General features: G+C 40.5%; 13 protein-coding genes. 11 read left to right on the plus strand and 2 right to left on the minus strand.

The genetic code is table 11. The features are described from left to right. Positions 1-19: 19 nt before the first annotated feature. Positions 20-967, minus strand: coding sequence for a cysteine synthase A (gene cysK / locus HMPREF1536_RS17365; RefSeq protein WP_028726790.1), 948 nt, complete (start codon positions 965-967; stop codon positions 20-22). A gap of 151 nt (positions 968-1118) precedes the next feature. Here cysK and HMPREF1536_RS17370 point away from each other — a divergent pair, with 151 nt between their 5' ends. The 9 genes from HMPREF1536_RS17370 (at position 1119) to HMPREF1536_RS17410 (ending at position 16523) form a co-directional block, all read left to right on the plus strand. Next, the gene (locus tag HMPREF1536_RS17370) at positions 1119-1661 is read left to right on the plus strand and encodes an RNA polymerase sigma-70 factor (protein ID WP_028726789.1); all 543 of its coding nucleotides are present in this window, start codon (positions 1119-1121) and stop codon (positions 1659-1661) included. A 106-nt stretch (positions 1662-1767) separates the two neighbouring features. Further along, complete coding sequence (locus HMPREF1536_RS17375) at positions 1768-2745, plus strand: FecR family protein (RefSeq protein ID WP_028726788.1); 978 nt, start codon at positions 1768-1770, stop codon at positions 2743-2745. A gap of 228 nt (positions 2746-2973) precedes the next feature. Beyond that, positions 2974-6282 (plus strand): TonB-dependent receptor, encoded by a 3309-nt coding sequence (locus HMPREF1536_RS17380; RefSeq protein ID WP_225608012.1) that lies wholly within the window; start codon positions 2974-2976, stop codon positions 6280-6282. Between the two features lie 27 nt (positions 6283-6309). Beyond that, positions 6310-7932, plus strand: a complete 1623-nt coding sequence (locus HMPREF1536_RS17385; RefSeq protein WP_028726786.1) for a RagB/SusD family nutrient uptake outer membrane protein — start codon at positions 6310-6312, stop codon at positions 7930-7932. A gap of 94 nt (positions 7933-8026) precedes the next feature. After that, positions 8027-10939 (plus strand): glycoside hydrolase family 2 TIM barrel-domain containing protein, encoded by a 2913-nt coding sequence (locus HMPREF1536_RS17390; protein WP_028726785.1) that lies wholly within the window; start codon positions 8027-8029, stop codon positions 10937-10939. A 31-nt stretch (positions 10940-10970) separates the two neighbouring features. After that, positions 10971-12011 carry a glycoside hydrolase family protein gene (locus HMPREF1536_RS17395; RefSeq protein WP_028726784.1) on the plus strand — a complete coding sequence of 347 codons (1041 nt, stop codon included), beginning with the start codon at positions 10971-10973 and terminating at the stop codon, positions 12009-12011. 10 nt (positions 12012-12021) lie between these two features. Next, positions 12022-13434: a sulfatase-like hydrolase/transferase gene (locus tag HMPREF1536_RS17400; protein WP_225608013.1), complete on the plus strand. Its 1413-nt coding sequence runs from the start codon at positions 12022-12024 to the stop codon at positions 13432-13434. 201 nt (positions 13435-13635) lie between these two features. Beyond that, complete coding sequence (locus tag HMPREF1536_RS17405; protein ID WP_028726782.1) at positions 13636-15291, plus strand: glycoside hydrolase family protein; 1656 nt, start codon at positions 13636-13638, stop codon at positions 15289-15291. Positions 15292-15425: 134 nt separating this feature from the next. Continuing rightward, on the plus strand, positions 15426-16523 hold the full coding sequence (locus HMPREF1536_RS17410; protein ID WP_028726781.1) for a 6-bladed beta-propeller: 1098 nt from the start codon (positions 15426-15428) through the stop codon (positions 16521-16523). A gap of 14 nt (positions 16524-16537) precedes the next feature. Here HMPREF1536_RS17410 and HMPREF1536_RS17415 read toward each other — a convergent pair whose 3' ends face one another. After that, on the minus strand, positions 16538-17098 hold the full coding sequence (locus HMPREF1536_RS17415) for an RNA polymerase sigma-70 factor (RefSeq protein ID WP_028726780.1): 561 nt from the start codon (positions 17096-17098) through the stop codon (positions 16538-16540). A gap of 661 nt (positions 17099-17759) precedes the next feature. Between HMPREF1536_RS17415 and HMPREF1536_RS17420 the strand changes: the two genes are divergently transcribed. Continuing rightward, positions 17760-18644: a FecR family protein gene (locus HMPREF1536_RS17420; RefSeq protein WP_028726779.1), complete on the plus strand. Its 885-nt coding sequence runs from the start codon at positions 17760-17762 to the stop codon at positions 18642-18644. 213 nt (positions 18645-18857) lie between these two features. Next, entirely contained in the window at positions 18858-22229 is a 3372-nt protein-coding gene (locus tag HMPREF1536_RS17425) for a TonB-dependent receptor (protein ID WP_225608014.1), read from the plus strand. Positions 22230-22237: the final 8 nt, after the last annotated feature.

The raw sequence follows: 22237 nt of genomic DNA on the forward strand, positions 1-22237 counted from the left end.
AGGTGAATTCCAATTCTGTTTACAACGGATATTCTTCGAACGCATATAACACGGTAGACAAATACCGCTCTCCCGTATCAGGCAGCAGCGCGACGATTGTCTTACCCGCATTCTCCGGCAATTCGGCCAGTTTCAGGGCGGCATATACGGCGGCACCGGAAGAGATACCGACCAACAGGCCTTCGGTCTGAGCCAGTTCGCGGCTGGTGCGGATGGCATCGTCATTTTCCACTTGGATTACTTCATCCACAATCTTACCATTATATATCTTGGGGATAAAACCTGCACCGATACCCTGTATCTTATGCGGGCCGGGCTTGCCGCCGGAAAGGACAGGGGAGTCGCTGGGCTCTACGGCTACGATCTTTACGTTAGGGTTGTGGGCTTTCAAACCTTCGCCGACACCGCTGACGGTACCGCCCGTACCCACACCGGCAACGAATATATCGACCTTGCCGTCCGTATCGCGCCAGATTTCCTGTGCCGTTGTCTTTACGTGCATGGCCGGGTTTGCCGGGTTCTCGAATTGTTGCAGGATAACAGAGCCCGGTGTTTCATCGCGCAAGGCTTCCGCTTTGGCGATCGCACCTTTCATGCCGTCGGCTCCGGGGGTGAGGACGAGGTTGGCGCCGAGTGCTTTCAGCAGGTTACGGCGTTCCAGGCTCATGGTTTCCGGCATGGTCAGTATCAATTTATATCCTTTGGCGGCAGAGACGAAGGCCAGTCCGACGCCGGTATTTCCACTGGTGGGCTCGATGATGGTGGCTCCCGGTTTCAGGATCCCTTTTTCTTCGGCATCTTCGATCATTGCCAGGGCGACGCGGTCTTTCACACTGCCTGCCGGGTTGAAGTATTCCAGTTTTCCGATCAGTTTAGCTTTTAATCCTTTACTTGCATTGAAATTAGAAAACTCCAACAGGGGAGTGTTTCCTACCAGGTCGGTCAGTTTTTTTGCTACGTTTGCCATATTCTTTTATAATTTTAGTTGTTCTTATTTATACAACAAAGATAAGGCCTGATTGGGTTACGGGAAATACCATAAACAGGGTATATTTTGTTTTTGTTTCTTAACAATAAAATAATTCTCTTATCTTTGTATACTGTTCTGAACATACGAGATGGAGGATAATAAACTAATATCATTACTAAAACAAAGTAATAAAGACGCTTTTACTACTTTATATAAGAATTACTGGAGACAGGTATATAACTTTAGCAGGCTTTATCTTACTACCAAAGAAGCGGCTGAAGAAGTTGTCCAGGAGGTCTTTATCAAAGTATGGGAATCGCGTGATTTTATACGTGAGGAAGATAATTTTAAAGGTTTACTGTTCATCATTACTCGTAATATGATTTTTAATCAACATCGTAAAAGCGTGAATGAAGATTTCTATAAGATGACTGTGCTTACAGCAATGGAAGCTTCATACGATATTGAAGAAGAAATCGAAGCCAAAAGTCTGGGTGAATACATAGATATGCTGATTGCAGAGTTACCTCCCCGGCGTCAGATTATCTTTAATTTGAGTCGAAAAGAAAATAAAACGTATAAAGAAATTGCCGAACTATTGGATATTTCCGAAAAAACAGTTGAAAATCAAATCCGTGAAGCTCTAAAATATCTGAGACAAAACATTACTTTATTATCTCTGTTTCTATAGTAACAGATCCTTTCTTTCTTTTGTTACAAAAAAAGTAGAAAAAAAATAGTGAGCGAATAGGGGAGCCCTATGTGCTCAGGTGTATTTATTATAAAGCAGAGTGATAATGAAGCAAGATAATAAAAAATATATACTGAAGAAACTGATGCATGATGCATTGGAAGAGGAGGAACGGGGTGCCTTGAATAATGATGTACCGGTAAAGGCGCAGATGTTCAACCAATGGGAAACAGCACCGGATGCAGCCGGTTTCGATCAAACTGACGGTAATCGTATATGGTATTGTATACGTCAGAAAGTCTGGACAAATACACATGCAAAGAAGTATTTATTTTATAAGACATATAGTGTGGTAGCTTCTGTCTTGTTCTTGTTGGCAGTTGGAAGTATGTTCTTTTATTTAAAGGAAGACCGGAAAGAAGTTCCGGTTTATATCGTTACGTCAGGCATTCAAAATATGCAGTCTATCTCACTGCCTGATGGAACGGTTGTTCAGATAGGGCCTGGTAGTAAATTGACATATCCGGCTGTTTTTACAGGCAAAACACGCGAAATATATTTGGATGGACAAGCGTTTTTTGACATATATAAAAATCCTCATAAACCCTTTATTGTACATACTTCAAATATGAATGTAGAGGCGCTGGGTACTGCTTTTGAAGTTTTTAATTACGAAATAGAAAGTAAATCGGAAATAGTTCTGCTGAATGGTAAGGTGAAAATAGACCTGAATAAATCAAAGGGAGACAAGAAAGAATTTATCCTGTTACCCAATGAAAAGATAGTATATGACAAGCAGGTCGATTCGACTTATATTTCAGATGTCAATGCAGATAAATATACCTCCTGGAGGAAACAAAAGATACTGACCTTCGAGAATGAGAAGTTGTCGATGATTATTCCGCGTCTTGAACAATGGTATGGGCGTAAGATTATGTGCCAACAGAATTTGGCGGAAAAGTATCGTTTTACCTTTAAGGTCAGAGATGAATCATTGGAGCGTATATTATATATGATGGGGAAATCTTCTCCATTGGAATATAAGAAGACAAAGAATGAGAATTATATGTTAATTCTCAAATAGTTAATAACTTAATTCTATAGCCTATGGATAAAAAAGACAGTTAACCTAAAAAAATTGGAAGATACCTGCAAGTACCTTCCAATCCATGAGTTTCCGAAAAAATGCGCGTCATAAAAAGCCTAAGTAAATGACTTGCATTCAAGTATTCATCAAAAACAATACAAAGTTATGAAAAAAAGTAATGACAGGGATTGTTGTGTCCCGTTATTCAGAAAAACAATTCGTATTATGAAAATCACAACCTTATTTTCTATGGCTGTGGCCTTTTGTATTTCAGCATCTACTTATGCACAGAATTACAAAGTTTCAATCAATAAAAAGAACACTAGTATCATTGAAGTTCTGAAAGAAATTGAAAGGAATAGTGAGTTTACATTTTTCTTTAATGACAATCACGTGAATGTAAACAGGAAAACAAGTGTAAATCTAAAAAATGCTACCTTAGAAGAAGTCCTCGATCAAATATTCCGGAATACGGGATATAACTATCAGATAATAGACCGTCAGGTATTGATTAAAGCGGACGATATGGTAAAATCTACCGGAGTAAACCAACAAAATAAGATTATAAGCGGCGTTGTTACTGATATGTCAGGTGAACCGATTATAGGAGCAAATGTTGTAATCAAAGGTACTACAATTGGGAGTATTACAGATGTGGATGGAAAGTTCATGTTAGAAGTGAAGAACGGTGATATTATCCAACTTTCCTTTATTGGTTATTTAACTCAGGAAATACCTTATACCGGACAATCTATGTTGACGGTTAAATTATTGGAGGATACGCAAAAACTGGAAGAAGTTATTGTTGTAGGTTATGGAACACAGAAAAAAGTGAATATGACCGGAGCCGTATCTCAGGTTGATAGTAAAGTATTGGAAAGCCGTCCTATTCAAAACCTTTCTTCCGGGATTCAGGGATTAATGCCGGGCGTAACAGTTACTGCCGGACAGGGACGTCCGGGCCAGGATGGTGCAACGATCCGTGTTCGTGGTGTCGGAACATTAAATACGGCCGACCCATATATTCTGGTTGATGGTATCGAGACGGGGACGATGAACTCTGTAGATCCGAATGATATTGAAAGTATTTCTGTATTAAAGGATGCTGCATCGGCTGCTATCTATGGCTCCAAAGCTTCAAATGGCGTTATTCTGATTACAACGAAACGTGGTAAAACAGGTAAGCCGCGTATCTCTTATAGTGGAAATATCGGTTTCCAAAGCCCGACGACGCTTGTTGATCGTATCAGTTCGTACGATTATGCTACATTGTTAAACCAGGCAATGACGGATGCCGGTATGTCTCCCCGTTTTGATAATACCGAATTGCAGAAATTCCAAAGTGGAACAGATCCTGCGTACCCCAATAATAATTGGTATGATTTAGCTTATCGTACGGGTATTCAGCATACGCATAATGTGAATCTTAGCGGTGGAACCGATAATGTGAAATATATGGGATCTATTGGATACCTGCATCAGAACGGTATTCTTCCTAACTCAGAAAGACAACAATTTAATGCACGTACAAATTTAGATATGAAGTTAACATCTAAATTAACGGTTCGTATGAATCTGGCATATATTAAAAATGATTACTCTGATCCGACTTCTTGCTATAATGGTGGTGGTGATACGGCGTCAGATCAGATTATCCGTCAGTTAAACCGTATGGCTCCATGGATTGTTTCCCGCTATGATGATGGAACCTATGGAACAATTTCGGATGGTAATCCTATTGCATGGTTGGACTTAGATCAGACTGTTGACCGAAAGAATCAGAATTTTTCAGGAACAATTGCTGCCGATTATGATATCATGGATGGATTAAAAGCCACTTTGACAGGATCTTATGTGAATGATCAACAGCATTATGTCGAATTCCAAAAGTATATCCGATATAATGCGAATAAGGAGTCGGAGCCCAATCATTTGGATAATCGTTATTATGGCTGGAATCGTACGGTGTTTGACGCTTTATTAAACTATGATAAGCAGTTTGGTCAGCACGGCCTGAAAGCATTGGCAGGCTGGCATACTGAAAAATATAATTATTCATATAATAAGTCATACCGTAAGAATTTCCCGACAAATGATTTGACAGATATCAATGCAGGGGATGCATCCACCCAAACCAATGAAGGGTATACGCGTGAACTGGCAATGATCTCATGGTTTGCACGTGTGAACTATGATTATGCCGGCAAGTATCTATTTGAGGCTAATATTCGTTCAGATGCTTCTTCCCGCTTTGCTGACGGTCATCGTTGGGGATATTTCCCCTCTTTTTCTGCAGCCTGGCGTATGAATGAAGAAGGTTTTATGGAAGGAACAAAAGGATGGTTGAATAATCTGAAATTACGTGCTTCCTGGGGTATACTGGGTAATCAGGATGCCTTAGACGATTATTATCCCTGGATGGGAACCTATGAATTGGATGCAACTTATCCGTTTGGTGGATCGCTCAATTCCGGTTATTATCAAAAATACTATAAGTTATCTACAATTTCCTGGGAGAAAGCTCGTACATGGGGAATAGGGTTAGATGCAACGATCAATAATAAAATCAATGCTACTATTGATTATTACGACCGCAAAACGACAGGTATTATCATGGATGTTCCTGTTCCGGCTGAGTTTGGTTTAGAAGCTTATAAAGATAACGTAGGTGCTATGGTGAACCGCGGTGTTGAAGTTATTTTGAGCTATAATAACAAATGGGGAGACTGGGCGTTTGGAGCAACAGGTAATTTCTCTTATAATAAAAATAAGATATTAGATCTGGGTGGTGTTTCTGAAATGAAGGATCCGAAGAATGATAATAAGTACAGAACTGTTGGGGAACGCTTGAATTCATATTATATGTATGAAGCTAAAGGTTTCTTTAGTTCTGACGAAGAAGCACAGGCTTGGATGGATAAGTATTCCGGACAGGATGGTTACCCGTTTGGTACATCTAAGTTTAAGGGAGGTGATTTGATTTATCAAGATACAAACGGGGATGGTAAAATAACAAGTGATGACCGTAAAATCAGTGGCTCTTCTGATCCTTCCTATACTTATGGGCTGAATTTAACAGGTGGATATAAAGGTTTTGATCTTTCATTGATGTTTACTGGTGCTGCAGGAGGTCGTATGTTGTTGACAGATGATGGTGTTGGTTATTTTAAAGGTGATGACTCACATCCGTCTACAGCTTGGCTGGATGCATGGACTCCCGAGAATCAAGATGCGAAAATGCCACGTATAGCTTATGCAACAAGTTCTCCGAGTATGTATTCAAATTATGTATCGACCTTCTGGTTACAAAATACAAGCTATTTGCGTTTGAAAAACCTGCAATTTGGATATACATTCCCTCAGAATTGGATAAAACCATTAGGCGTTCAAAGTCTCAGGGTATATTATTCTGCGGAAAATCTGTTTACAATAAGTAATATGCTGATCAATGTCGATCCGGAAATAACAGTTGAAAGAGCTTCCAACTATCCACTGGTACAGACACATTCTTTTGGTGTTAACTTGACTTTCTAAATACAGTATGCTTAAACTTATAGTTTTATGAAACGAACATTAATTTATATATTGGCAGGAGTATCTTTATTAAATACTTCTTGTTCTGATTTTTTGGATACAATTCCTTATGATTCACTTTCTCCGAGCACAACGTGGCAGACAGAAGCCGATGCGGAAAAGTTTTTGATCGGTTGTTATGATGGTTGGGCAGATGCAGAGCAGATTCTTTATCTGGATTGTGCTTCTGATATTGGCTATAATAATTTTCCCTGGGAAAACTGGAAACTGATTGGTAATGGTGGTATGACGGCTTCAGGAAATGTAAATAATATGTATAAGTTCGATAAGATCCGTCGTTGCAACAATTTCTTGGAAAACATCGATAAGATAGAGTTTGCTGATGAAAATAAAAAGAACGATATGATCGGACAGATAAGAGCTATTCGTGCATATCTGTATTTCGATAAGAATTGGTGGTATGGCGGAATACCTATTATCGAGTCTTTTGAATCAGCCGCAGACGCTCAGGTTCCTCGTAATACGGAAGAAGAAGTGAAGAAGTTTGTCTATGATGAAATTGATGCCGTTATTCCTTTATTAAAAGATGCTCCTGCTGCAAGAGGATATATTGCAAAAGGAACTGCATTAGCTATTAAAATGCGTTCTGCATTATATTATGGTGATTATGAACGTGCCAAAGATGCAGCAAAAGCTATTATGGCTCTTAATATGTATGAACTGGATTCAAGTTATAGCAATCTGTTTATGGTAGTAGGGCAGAATTCAAAGGAGATCATTGCTTCAGTCCAATATATTGAAAACCTGAAAACATTATCTACTATCGGCCAAATGTATAATAATGGAGATGGAGGATGGTCTTCAATTGTGCCGACACACAACCTGGTAGATATGTATGAGATGAATGACGGATTAACAAAAGAAGAGTCTAAAAATTATGACCCGGTTCATCCTTTTGCCGGTCGTGATCCTCGTATGGCAATGACTGTTATTTTTCCCGGTCAGGATTGGAATAATAGCATTTATAATTCTTTGGATAAGCAGGCACAGAATGCAAATGGTGAATTAGTTGATAATCCCAATAATCCAGGTGGTGCAGAAAATGCATCGAAAACATCCCTGACATGGTATAAATATCTGGGACCTAAATCCCAATATGCCGATATGTGGGCGACCAATGCTTGTCCGATCATATTCCGTTATGCAGAAGTTCTTCTAACTTATGCGGAAGCCGAAAATGAATTGAACGGTCCTTCTGCCGAGATCTATGGATTGTTGAATCAGATCAGGAATCGGGTTGGTATGCCTGATGTAGATCAAGGAAAATATAATACAAAAGATAAATTGCGTGAGTTAATTCGTCGTGAACGTTCTGTTGAACTTGCAGGGGAAGGTTTAAGACGTGCGGATATCTTACGTTGGAAAGATGAGAATGGTAAAATGGTCGCAGAGAAAGTTCTGAACGGTGAACTGAAACGTATGGCGGGTACTGTTAATTATAAAGAGTCCGATCCTTATAAACGGGCAACTATAACAGGTACGGATATTTTCATTGAAAACCGTAGCTTTACAGTCAATAACCGTTATTTACCAATTCCTCAGGATGCGATAGATAAAAATCCGAAACTGAAGCAGAATACAGGTTATTAATAGATATTGGATATATCGTACTAACTAGTTTAAGGGATATATTGGATTATTTCTGATATATCCCTTCTTTTGTAAAGAAAAACACTTGAATCATATGAAGTATTATAAATCACTCTGTTTTATCCTGCTTTTCACCAGCTTTCTATCCGGATACGGATGCAGTTCCTCTTCCCCCGAACGGCAGGTATTGGATATGAATACCAATTGGGCTTTCTACCGGGGCGATGTGGAAGAAGGATATAAGACAGACCTGGATGACTCCGGCTGGATGCCTGCCGTTATACCCCATATCATGCAACTGGAGACAAAGCATTGCGGCGGAAATTCAATCTATGACGGCATTGGCTGGTATCGCCGTTATTTCAAGCTACCGGCGGAATATAAGGGTAAACGCATTGTCGTTTCTTTTGAAGGTGTCATGACAAACTGCGATGTCTATTTGAACGAAGAAAAGATAACGACGCATCACGGCGGTTATATGGGATTTGTGGCAGACCTCACGGATCGTATCAATTGGGATGGAAACAATATACTCGCTGTCCGCGTCTCTGCCGAATATGATCCGCTGACACCTCCGGGAAAGCCGCAGGATAAGATGGACTTTTATTATTATAGCGGCATCTACCGGGATGTAAGCATGGTGATCACCGATAAGGTCTACATAACAGATCCTTTGCAGGAAAATATCATAGCCGGCGGAGGACAGTTCGTCACCTTCCCGGAAGTCACCAAAGAACGGGCAAAAACGCATCTGTCTACGCATATCCGTAACCTGACGGACGAATATAAGGATCTGACAATCCTTTCCCGGTTAAGGGATACCACAGGCCATGTGGTTGCTCAGACAGAGACTCCGGTACGCCTGCTAAAACAATCGGACGAGACTGTGGAACAGGACTTGGTTATCGACAGCCCAACCTTATGGCATCCTTATACACCTTATCTCTATACGTTGCAGACGCAATTATTATCCGGAGATAGAGTGCTGGATGAAACAAATAAAAAGATCGGTATCCGTACGATCCGTTATACAGCGGAAGAAGGTTTTTTCATCAACGGGGAGAAACTGTACATGCGCGGAGCTAACCGTCACCAGGCTTATGCTAATATAGGAGATGCAGCCTCCAACTCGATGCAGGCCAGGGATGTGATCGACCTGAAACGCGGAGGTTATAATGCCGTCCGTGCCGCCCATTATCCGGCTGATCCGGCTTTTCTGGATGCTTGCGACCAATATGGCTTGCTGGTTGTCGAATGTATCCCCGGCTGGCAGTTCTACAATCCCGACTCTACGTTTATCAGGCGCCTTTATGATATCGGGCGGCAGATGATCCGCCGTGACCGGAACCATCCTTCGGTTGTGCTTTGGGAAACGGCATTGAACGAGTCCCGTTATCCGGTTTCCCTGGCAAAAGAGATACAGGAATTATCCCATGCGGAGTATCCGGGTGACCAGATGTACACTGCTGGCGATTATTTCGGGCATGCTGATATGGAACCCTATTACGATGTCTTTTATAAGCAGGTATCCCGCTTTCCGAAAGATGGTGATGTGATGAGCAATTATCCCGAAGATTTTATTTCGGTCAAGCCTTTATTTACCCGTGAATGGGGCGACGGTGTAGGAGAGAAGCCGCGTGTCAGCCTGAAAGAGAATGAAGAAGAACAGATGCGCCAGTGCCGTAGCCGTATCGAGCAGCTGAACGGACAGGGATATTTCGACTGGTGTATGCTGGATGCCAATCCACACATGGGAGGGCATTTCGTGTGGAGTTACAATGATTACGCGCGGGGGAGCCAGGATGAAACGATGTATAGCGGTGTGGTCGACATCAACCGTTATCCGAAGTTCAGCTATTTCATGTTGCAGAGTATGCGCGATCAATCTGTTTCCCAGCCGGGATTATATGAAGGCCCGATGGTTTTTATCGCCTCTTATAATGCTTCGGAAGATTTTAGTTCATCCACGACAGATATTACGGTCTTTTCTAATTGTGATGAGGTCAGGTTATACCGTAACGATAAACTGATAGGAAAACAAACGCGGGAGGAAAGAACCCCATTCCAGCGTTCGATCGTAGAAAAAGGAGGAAGCCCTGCCTTTATCTTTAATGCCGAGACATATGAAGCCGGTACATTGAGAGCGGAAGCCTTGACAGATGGAAAAGTAGTAGCCACCCATAACGTGACGACACCGGAAAAGGCGGATCATTTGGTTGTCGATATTAAAACCAATGGCATAACTCCCGTAGCAGACGGCTCGGATATGATTCCCGTTTATGTAAAGGTCTGCGATAAAAATGGTTCTTTAGTCTATAATTCTCAACAGGAGATACGGATCAAGGTATCCGGTGAAGGCACATTGATAGGCGACACGATCAGCCGTATCGGTATCAATCCGCAAAAGGTGGAAGGTGGTATCGGTTTTGCTTTTATACGGACAACGAAGAAAGCCGGAAACATAACGGTAGAAGCTACAGCAGATGGACTATCTGCCGGGAAAGCCGAAGTTAGAACAGTTCCCGCTGAAATTTCTTACCTGCCGGATGGAGAACATATCGCATTTACCGGTAAGGAGGAAGATAATGTAATCGTGAAGCCATCTTCCTGGCAAAAACGTATGCTGGAAAGACCTCGTTTAAAGATCGCTTCCGTACAGGTCGGTAGTAGCCAGAACGGTTACCCCGCATCAAATATAATAGATAACGACGATCATACCTGGTGGATCGCAGGGGAAGATAAACTCCCACAGGTGGTTACCTTGTCCCTGGATCGTCCGGTTTATGTAGCGGCCAGCCGTATCCTTTTCCAGAAAGACAGTTCTTCCTACAAACATAAAGTAGAAACTTCCCGTGACGGCGAACATTGGGAACCTCTTTACGAACGGGAATGTACCGGCTGGGAATTTAAGCCGATGACGGTAGACCGTGAAATAAAATATCTCCGTTTAACCATCGAGGATGTCTCGGAAGGACGTGCAGGGCTGGGGGAGATATCCCTTTATTAACTTGAAAAATAAATTATTAAATCAGAAAAACATGAGAATTACATTATTTATATTGATCATTTTGTTTTGTAAAACAGGACTTTTTGCGCAAGAAAAGCCTTTTGACATAGAACATGCTCCGGCTCCACTATTTCGTTGTCCGATTTATGACGGTTGTACGGACCCGACACTTGAATGGAATGAAGAAAGGCGGGAATGGTGGATTTTTTATACCCAACGTCGTGCCAATGTGCCTAATCTTCAGGATGTAGCCTGTGTGTATGGTTCTAAAGTAGGTATTGCAGCCACAAAAGACAACGGTAAAAACTGGTATTATGTTGGTACGGCAAACTTACCTGAACCATTACAGGGACAAAGCACTTTTTGGGCCCCGGATGTCTTCAAATATAAAAATACCTATTATATGATCGTTACTTTTATTCCGGGTATACATCCTTTTTGGGGGGGGGATTGCCGGCTTGTCTTTTATAAAAGTAAAGATTTGATAAATTGGGATTTAGTGGAAGAAATTAAAGGCACACATGGTTGTATAGATGCTTCTGCTTTTCAAATGCCGGATGGAAGCTGGAAAATGTGGTATAAATCACCGGATTCTAAAACATATACAGGTACCAGTAAGAATTTAGATACATGGACAGTAACAGGAAAATGCGAGATAGACGATGTCTCTCATGAAGGACCAATTGTTTTTTACTGGAAAAATAAATATTGGAATATTATTGATGAATGTAATTTAGGCTATGTCGGATTACATTGCTATGAATCGGATGATGCTTCACAATGGAAATATAATTCCACTATATTGAATAAACCAGGGCTCCGTCCAGACGATTTTGATCAGGGGAGACATTGTGATGTAGTTGTATTGGAAGATCGTGCATTTATTTTCTATTTCACTCATCCGGGACGCATATATGATATAAATGGAATAGAGGTCGGAGAAAATACATGGAATTACCATCGTGCATCTATTCAGATTGCAGAATTAGAATATATTGATGGAAAGATTGTATGTGACCGGGATAAATATGCTAAAAAAATTCCGTCACCTTTAGAAAGAAAAAATAAATAAACAGATAAAAATGAAAATAAATCAATCAATAAAGATCAATCGGTTTGTATATATATATCTTAGTACTGTTTCCAGCCTGATTTCTTGCTCATCCGGCCAAAAAGAGGGAGCAGAAAAACCAAATATATTAATAATACTTGCAGATGATGCCGGTTATGCAGATTTCGGTTTTATGGGTGCAAAAGATATACAAACTCCGAACATAGATCATCTGGCAGCTAATGGTTGTATCTTTACAGATGCACATGTGGCAGCAACAGTAAGTAGTCCATCCCGCTCAATGATGTTAACCGGTAGATATGGGCAACGATATGGATATGAATGTAATCTGGATAAAGAAGGTAATGGTATACCTGAAAGTGAAGAGTTACTTTCTGCCCTGTTAAAACGTGAGGGATATCATACCGCATGTATAGGAAAGTGGCATTTGGGCGCCCTACCATCTCAACAGCCAAAAGCTAAAGGCTTTGATACATTCTACGGATTGTTAGCCGGACATCGTTCTTATTTTTATAATCCGCAAACCAGTGATAAGGAGGGTAGTTTACAACAATATCAATATAATGGCCGGAATCTTTCTTTCGATGGCTATTTTACAGATGAACTGACTTCTAAAGCACAAAAATTTATTGCAGAAAATAATCAACCGTTTATGCTTTATATGTCTTATACAGCTCCTCATTCCCCCAATGAAGCAACTAAAGAAGATTTGGCACGTTTCAAAGACCAGCCCCGACAGAAATATGCTGCTATGATGTATGCTTTGGATCGGGGGGTCGGCAAGATTGTAGATAAACTGAAAGAAACAGGACAATTTGATAACACAATTATATTCTTTTTAAGTGATAACGGCGGCTCTACGACTAACCAATCATCAAATCTTCCATTAAAAGGATTTAAGGGTAATAAATTTGAAGGTGGACAGCGTGTTCCATTCTTTGTTGTCTGGGGCGATCGCTTTAAGGAGAAACAGCCTTTCAGTGGATTAACATCTTCTCTGGATATCTTTGCAACAATAGTTGATGCTTTAGATATTCAGAAAGATGAGTTGCATAAACCGATTGATGGTGTTTCTTTATTACCTTATCTTTCAGGAGAAAAAACAGGTAATCCGCATGATACCCTCTATTGGCACAAAATGGATACACGTGCTATACGCTCCGGTTCTTATAAGCTGATAATTACCCGCAGTGTAGACTCTGTCATGTATAACCTGGATCAGGATGTAGAAGAAATGCATAATATCTTATCCGAAGAACCTGAAAAAGCACAAGAGCTAATGAAGCAGTTAAACCAATGGGAACAAACTTGTTGCAAAGAACCACTTTGGATAGAAACCGGATGGTCTGATATCACAAACAGTTATCATAGCCGTTTAATGAAAAATCAAATAAGAACGGCTGAAGATATAAAAGAAGAGTAGCTTCCTGCAAGACTACTATTTTATCCAGCTACTCCTATAGTCCCGGCAAGATACTATAATAGTCCTGTCAAACCAGCACAATAGTGCTATTCCCCTATAAGAACTACGCAAACCTTTGCGTAGTTTTTTTTCGTATAAGCGGCTGTACCCAAGCAGCAAAAGTTATACATTTGATCCATTAATAACTTAATTCTTAATACGATGAAACTCTATTCTTTATTCTTATGCGCATCAGCCGCCCTCTTACTGAGCACTCAAAATACAGATGCACAGGTCACCGAAAGACCGCGCCCGGCAGAATGGGATCACCTGGTGGAAGGAGCCCGGTTTATGGATCGTTTTCTTCCGATGCCTGCCGGAAAATTAAGTAGTGACGTATGGGGCGCAAAAAATGTAATCCCCCGATATATAGATAACGGTATTGAAGATAATGTACGTTCTTATTGGGGAGGAAACATTATAAAAGATAATGCAGGGCAATATCATCTATACGTCTGCGGCTGGCCGGAAAACTCACCTAAAGGCCATATGTTCTGGCCGAACTCGACGGTTTACCACGCAGTATGCAACAATTCCATCGGCCCTTTTATGATTAAAGATACCATCGGCCCGGGACATAACCCCGAAGCTTTTCGCCTGAAAGACGGCCGTGTTGTCGTTTATGTCATCGACGGTTATTACCTGGCAGACGACCTTAATGGCCCGTGGACATACAATAAGTTCGACTTCGATAAACGCGACCGCCCTATAATCGAAGGCTTATCGAACCTCACTTTCTCGCAACGCGAGGACGGATCCTACCTGATGGTATGCCGTGGCGGCGGTGTATGGATCAGTCAAACAGGACTTTCCCCTTACAACCAGATTACGGATAAACGGGTATATCCCCCGGTAAAAGGCGAGTTCGAAGACCCTGTTGTCTGGCGCGATCATGTCCAGTATCACCTGATCGTGAATGACTGGCTGGGACGTATCGCCTTCTACCTGCGCTCGAAAGATGGTGTCAACTGGGTAACCGATCCGGGTGAAGCCTATCTTCCCGGTATCTCTGTCCATAAAGACGGAAAAGTAGAGGACTGGTTTAAATACGAACGTATTAAAATCCTGCAAGACGAATACGGTCGTGCCATCCAGGCCAACTTTGCAGTGATCGACACCCTGAAGCATGAAGACCTTCCGAATGATAACCATAGCTCTAAAAATATCAGTATCCCGTTAAATCCGGGTTTGCTGCTGACGGTCCTCGACACAAAACCTATTACACCGAATACGAAAACGATCCGTGTAAAGATCGCTGCCGAAGAAGGATTTAACCCGCAAACGGATATCGATCTCAACTCCTTACGCTTCGGTGCTTCTACGGAAGTAAATTTCGGAAAAGGAAGTAAAGTCTTAAGTACTGCGAAAGAAGGGAAAGACCTGATTGTCACTTTCGATGCCAAAGGTAATGGTATCACAGCCGAAGAGTTCGCTCCCAAGTTATTGGGAAAAACAACTGCCGGCAAACTACTCTACGGATATGCCCGTCTCCCTTGGATCAGCTATAACGATCCGATCCTTTCCGCCCGTATGCCTGTCTTTGCCGCAGATGGTCGGAATATGACTATCGAAGTGGAGAATTTCGGCCAGGTAACATCCAAACCGGCCGTTTTGAAACTGGAACAACTAAAGGATGGCAAAAAGACGGAAATCGGACAAACCAAACTCCCGTCACTCGCTCCTTATGGAAAAACGAAAGTGACACTCTCCGGTAAATCGAATTTCAGTAAAGAGGAAGTCGGCAATTTCATACTGACTATCCGGACAACAGATAATATAGTCTCTACTTTCAGTTATCAGACGACCCCAAATAAGTAGCAATAAAATCTGAACAGATATTCCTCTTTAGTTATAAAACATTAATAAAACATTCATTTATAAGGGTTTAATGTAATATGCCTTCTCTTTATATAAAGAAGGCATATTATGTTATACTTTTTACTTGATAGATTATGAAATACTGTTTAGCTTTCCTGTTATTTATTTTATTAGCTTGTCAACAAAATCAAAAAGGTACAGTGCCTGAGATAAATCCGGATCTGTTTATTAATAAAGAAATAAAGTTATCGGATATAGCAGACAGTGTCATATATGTATCATTTGATACGACTGTCATTTTTCGTGGCATCCGGCATTGTGAATATATAGATAGCTTCATTTTAATAAGTACGGGCGATGAATTACTAAAGTACGACAATTCCGGCAACTATATACAAACCATCGGTTCTTCAGGCCCCGGGCCGGAAGAATATACCCGGTGTTTACAATTTACTGTCGATAGGGAAGATAAAAGAATTTTCATATTATGTAATCCGGAAGTAATTGTTTATTCATTAGACGGTTCTTTTCTGAACCGGATTAAATTGCCGGATAATCTTAATCCTATTTATATTAAATACCAGAATCAAAGCTTATATTGTTTTTCGTTGATTCATACATCAATAAATCAATCTCCTTATCTTTGGGGAAGAGTGGATGCAAATAATGGCCGGATAATAACGCTTAAACCAAATACTGATATAAAATTCACCTCTGATGAAATCTCTATTCGAGGCAATTATACCTGTCAATCCGCAGATGGTACATTACTTTACTGGAATCATTTCAATGATACTATTTTCCATTTAAATGATTCACAAGAAAGTATAGCATATCTATGGTCAAAAGGAAGTTTTCGGCTTACACCGGCAAAAATGACAGATAAAACGGATAATTCTTGTCTGAAAGCAAGAACGATTTTAGATACTCCTAATTATTTATTCATCGAGTATCGTCAGAACAGCGAATATAATCTTTGTCTGTATGATAAAAGTCGGGATCTGTTTTTCCGCCATCCGGCAAGAGAAATCCTCAATGATATAGATGAAGGTATTCCTGTATCAATTTACGATTGTTGGTCTATTGGAAAAAGAGAATATCTAATCTTTTCTTATCTTGCTCAGGAGGTAAAAGAAAAACTATCTCATACTACAAGCAGGAAGCTTGCAGAATGGGCGAATGGGTTGAAAGAAGAAGACAATGATGTATTGATATTAGTTCGGTTAAAGTGATTCTTCAATTGTTTTCAATCTGCTTTTTTTAAATACGCATAAATTTTCTTGTAAGCTGTTGCAATATGTGCTTCGACCGTTTTTTGTGATATAGCTAGTAAGACTGCTATTTCCTTTTGTTTGAGTTTATCCGAAAGAAACAATCTGAATACTTCCCTGCATTTCTCTGGTAAAGAATGGATTGCTTTCTGTATAAGCTCCTGCTGCTCCTGGGCTAATAATTTAGCTTCCGGATCACTTCCATCCGAAATTATTTCTATATGATATAGCTCCAGCGAGTCTTTTTCCGGTTCATTTGTTCTCCGTATATAATGTAATGCCTGATTTTTAACAGATGTATAAAGATAGCTTTCAATGTTCTCAATCTTGTCCAACGTCTCCCGCTTCTTCCACATAATAAAGAATACATCAGACACTGCTTCTTCCGCTTGCTCTTTTGAAGATAAATAATAAAGTGCATGATGGAACAACTGTTGATAATACATGTCGAAGAGCAGACGAAAAGCCTTTTCGTCTCCCTTGGCTATATTATCGATCAGGGATGATTTAGCGTATCCTCTTGTCCTAAATTTCATACGTTCAGAGTTCAGTGGTTTATCTCGATACTAAAGAAAATAAGTAGTTTTTACAGGAGTAAATATACGGCTTTTCTTTTACGTGCAGTTTGTTCTCTATCTTTTTAATGAAATAATTAACGTAGTGATGTTCCAGTAAATCAGAGGAATACAGGAGTGATTGTGGCGATGAGCTTTTATAATTCATAAGGTGACCTATTTGTGTTACCCGGAAATTCCCCGTCCGGATTGAACATAAAGAAAGCGTGGGAACTGCTGAATATACCTAAATACGAGGTTCTAGACTACCCTATAGACGATATAAACAACATCCCACGCTCTTTATTTGATATATTAGGTACACCCATGGGCATACGTACGTATATAACAAGATAAAGAACATGAGCGTTTGTTGTCTACTATCCGTCTATAATGAAATTGTCTAGATTTCGTATTTAGGACAATATTTTTAACGCTTATGTTTTTACTATGTGAATGTGCCGCAACGCTTTGCTTTTTAAGCACGAAACAAATATATATAAAAAAGTCGGAAGCTGTATCTCCCGGCTTGTTATTTTATATCTCATTTCTTTAAATGTTAAAAGTGAACTTCCTTATTAGGGTTTTTTCTGAGACCTGTCATCTATATATATGAATGGGATAATTATTATAAATAAAGAAGATGTCGAATATAAAAAAAAGAAAAGATGAAGAGATCATGAGACGCATTCAGTTCAAGCCGGTAGAAACAGAATCGGATGTCGTCTACGATAAATTATGGCAACGAATCATGAATTCAGAAACGATCATTATGGGAGTATCTTCCGTATGGAAGTACACATCTATCGCTGCTTCGATTGCCTTACTTATTGTTTCCTCTTTTTTATATAAGATACATACCGAACCCAGGCCATTGGCGTATATGGAAATTACCTCTATGGCCGGTTCGAAGACACGGGTACTTTTGCCGGATAGCACCACCGTATGGCTGAACGGTAATTCATATATCCGTTATCCCGAAGTTTTTGATAAAAATACACGGCAAATAGAATTGATAGGGGAAGCATTGTTTGATGTAACCGAGAATAAGGAAAAGCCTTTTATCGTGAACCTGGAAGGAATGCGTGTACAAGTGCTGGGTACGGAATTCAATATCCTGGCAGACGCACACTCAGGAGTAATCGAGACTACATTGATAGAAGGATCGGTTGCATTATACAATGAAAAGAACAGTACTGCAACAGCCGACAGGATACTAGTTCCGGGCGAACAGGCACTGTTTGACAAAGAGAGTGGAAGTATAGAGGTACGTCCCGTCAGGACTTCTTCTTATACTTCGTGGGTGACAGGTGACTTCTTTTTTGAGAAAATCACATTTGGAGAGATCCTTGGTGTTTTGGAGCGTTCTTTTAATGTGAAGTTTCATTTGAAAAATGAATCGATAAAAGAGGTATTCTTAACAGCACAGTTTACGCATAAGGAGTCACTGGAGGAAATATTGTCTATTCTGCAAATCTCAATGCGCTATAAGTTTGAGATAAAGAATAGGGATGTGTATATCAGATAAATAATTGTTGAACCTTAAAAATTAATTGAAGACCATGAACAGTACGTAAGACCAGGTAAAAAAATTGGGAATGCTACCAACATCCCCAATTTATGCTCTAAGCGCAGATCATTTAAGTAAACGGCAACTACCAATTGCCATAAATAATCAATTAGATTTTGCAAATGTATGAATAAACATTTAATTAGAGTGTTTCATGGGGCAAAAAGCTCTATGAATGAGGAGAATATTTCTCCTAAGACACGCAATCCGATTTTAAAAATCACAAAATTAGCCTTATTGTTCCTCTTTGTTTGTATATGGGAAGCCACAGCATCTCTTTCTTATTCCCAGGTAACAAAATTGAACCTTGAAGTAAACGGAACGATCCTTCAGGTCTTGAAATCCATCGAGAATCAGTCGGAGTTTACCTTTGTCTACAAACTGGATGAAGTAAATCTCAATGAGAACGTATCCGTAGATATGAAAAATAAATCTATTAATGAAGTATTGGATGCCCTGTTACGTGACAAATCGTTGGGATACCGGATTACGGACAGGCATATCGTATTATTCAAAAAAGAAGAAGTAAAACAGCAGGCACAACAAAACAATACAGTTGTGACCGGTACGATTGTCGACGACTTCGGTGAACCGGTGATCGGTGCCAATGTCCTTGTAAAAGGGGAAACCGGTGTAGGTACAACTACCGATATGAGAGGTAAATTCTCTTTAGACCTGAAAGATATCAAAGCTCCTGTATTAGTTATCTCTTTTATCGGTTACACTACACAGGAAGTTGTGGTTGGCGGTAAGACGACCTTGAATATTACATTGAAGGAAGACTCGAAAGCGTTGGAAGAAGTAGTTGTTATCGGTTACGGTACAAACTCTAAACGTAATCTTACCTCTGCCGTATCTACCGTAGATGCAGAGAAAATCAAGAACGTTCCGGTTCCTAATATCACAGACGCGTTGGCCGGACGTGCTGCCGGTTTGATCGTTACACAAGCGGGTGGTGGTCTTGGTAAAAAGTCTACTGTGTCTATACGTGGTGGTGGAACACCGATTGTAGTTATCGACGGCTTTGTTTCCGAATATGATGACTTTGTTAATTTGAATACAGATGATATAGAGTCGATGTCTATCCTGAAGGATGCTGCAGCCGCTGCTGTATACGGTGCTCGTGCAGGTGATGGCGTTTTGGTAGTTAAGACAAAAGGAGGGCTGAAAGGACTTCGTGTAGATTATAGCTTTAACCAGAGTTGGAGCGAACCGACTTACCTGGAAGAAAAACTTAACTCGTTTGAGAGGGCTTCTTTTGATAATACGGTTCGTGATCTGTATGGTCTCGAAAGAAGATGGACGGATGATGAATTGAATAAGTACCGCACCGGTTCCGATCCGTATAATTATCCGAATGTAGACTGGCAAAAGGTAATGCTTCGTAACTTTGCACCTGAAAGCAAGCATTCATTGGCCGTTCGAGGCGGTTCGGATTTCAATAAATATTATGTTTCCTTCCAGGCATACGACCAGGGATCGATGTATAAAGGTAGTGCTGAAAGTTATAAGCGTTATAATATTCGTATGAATGAATCTTCCGAATTTAAAGATTTAGGTCTGACCTTAAACTTTGGACTGGACGGATATATTGAGAATATGAAAACACCCCGTTCACAATATTCTACCGGTTATTGGGCAACATGGAGCCATATTCAGAATAAAAGCCCGATGGAACTCGATCGTAATCAAGACGGACAGATCTATATTGGTTATGATAATCCGTTAGCGGAGATATCTTCAGAATCAGGTTATTATAAAGAAGACTTTAAAATGGTTAACGGCTTATTTAATGCCGAATGGAAGGTGATAGGTGTCGAAGGATTAAAACTAAAGGTTAGCGGTAACTATCGCTTCGGTATGTTCGATACCAAAACTTGGACAAAGACGGCTCCGCAATATGACCTGGAAGGCAATACGGGCCCTGACTATCCTGTTAGTTTAAGGTATAATACAGGAAGTTATCGCCAGTGGACTATGCAGTACTTTGCCGACTACAATCGCTCCTTTTTAGATGAAACACATAATGTTTCGGCTACTATCGGATATGAACAAAGCTATCAATTTTACCGTGGATTTAATGCTCTGCGTAAAAATTATATATTTATGATCGACCAGTTGGGAGCAGGCCCTTCCGACACGATGGAAAATGGTGGCAGTGAAAGCGAAGCAGGGCAAGCCGGTCTTGTAGCCAGGGCTGCTTATAATTATAAGAAGAAATATTATATTGAAGGTTCTCTCCGTCATGACGGTAGCGATTTATTTCCGAAAGATCGTCGCTGGGGTAACTTCTTTTCGGGATCTGCAGCCTGGGCTATATCGGAAGAATCATTCTTTCAGCCTCTTAAAGACCGTAATATCCTGAACTTCTTTAAAGCACGTATTTCTTATGGACAAGTAGGGCTTAATGCCGTTTCTCCATTCAGTTATCTTACTTCATATAATTTAAATGAACGTGGCTATGTGATAGATGGCAAGATTGTCCCGACCTTTGGCGAAGGTGCATTGATCAGTGATGATATTACCTGGTACACTCGTAACTCTTTCGACGTTGGTTTCGACTTCAATACATTGGGCGAACGGCTTGCAGGTAGTTTTGACTACTTCTATATGCGAACAACCGGTTATCTGACCTCTCCTTCAAATGTAGATTATGCAGACCCACTGGGACTGTCGCTTCCTAAAGTTAAGTCAAATGGCGAACATCGTCGCGCAGGTTACGAATTTAATCTCTCCTGGAAGGATCATTTTGGTGATTTTAATTATGAAGTGGGTGCTAACTTTACCTATTTCGACCAGTTGGTATCCAATGCCTGGGATGAAGACCTGGCCAGCCAGAAGAACCCGTATAGACGTTCTGTTCAGCAAACCGGATATTGGGGTAACGGATATACGAACCTGGGATATTATAAGAACTCCGATCAGGCAATGAACATGCCTCGCCGGGATGGTTCGACCAATCTTGTTGCCGGTGATATTATCTACAAGGATATGAATGGTGACGGTATTATCGACGATAACGACCAGTGGCGTATCGGTAAGAATAATTTCCCGCGTGGTAACTATGGTGTTTATGCCAACCTCTCTTATAAAGGTTTTTCTGCCAATATTCTTTTCCAGGGAGCAACATCACGTGATATGTATCTGGATGACGTAGTACGTGGACAGTCTACCGGAGGTTATACAATGGTTTATCCTTATCAGATGGATTACTGGATGCCGGATAATACGGATGCGAAATACCCGAGAATTGCAATGAACTCTAACGTGAATGGAAATAACAACTATCAAACATCCGACTATTGGTTGGTGAACGGACGTTATATCCGTCTTAAATCGTTGCAGCTCGGCTACGATTTCCGTACGAAGTTGCTGAAGAACGTTAAATGGCTCTATAAGTGTCAGGTAGTATTGAGCGGACAGAATCTATTTACGATCTCGCCTGCAACGAAATATGGTTTCGACCCTGAAAACGGTAGTACCAACAACTATGACTACCCGGTACAACGTGTGTATTCAGTAAGCGTGAACCTAGGATTTTAATCACTAAA

The sequence above is a fragment of the Parabacteroides gordonii MS-1 = DSM 23371 genome (assembly GCF_000969825.1).
Classification (GTDB): domain Bacteria; phylum Bacteroidota; class Bacteroidia; order Bacteroidales; family Tannerellaceae; genus Parabacteroides; species Parabacteroides gordonii.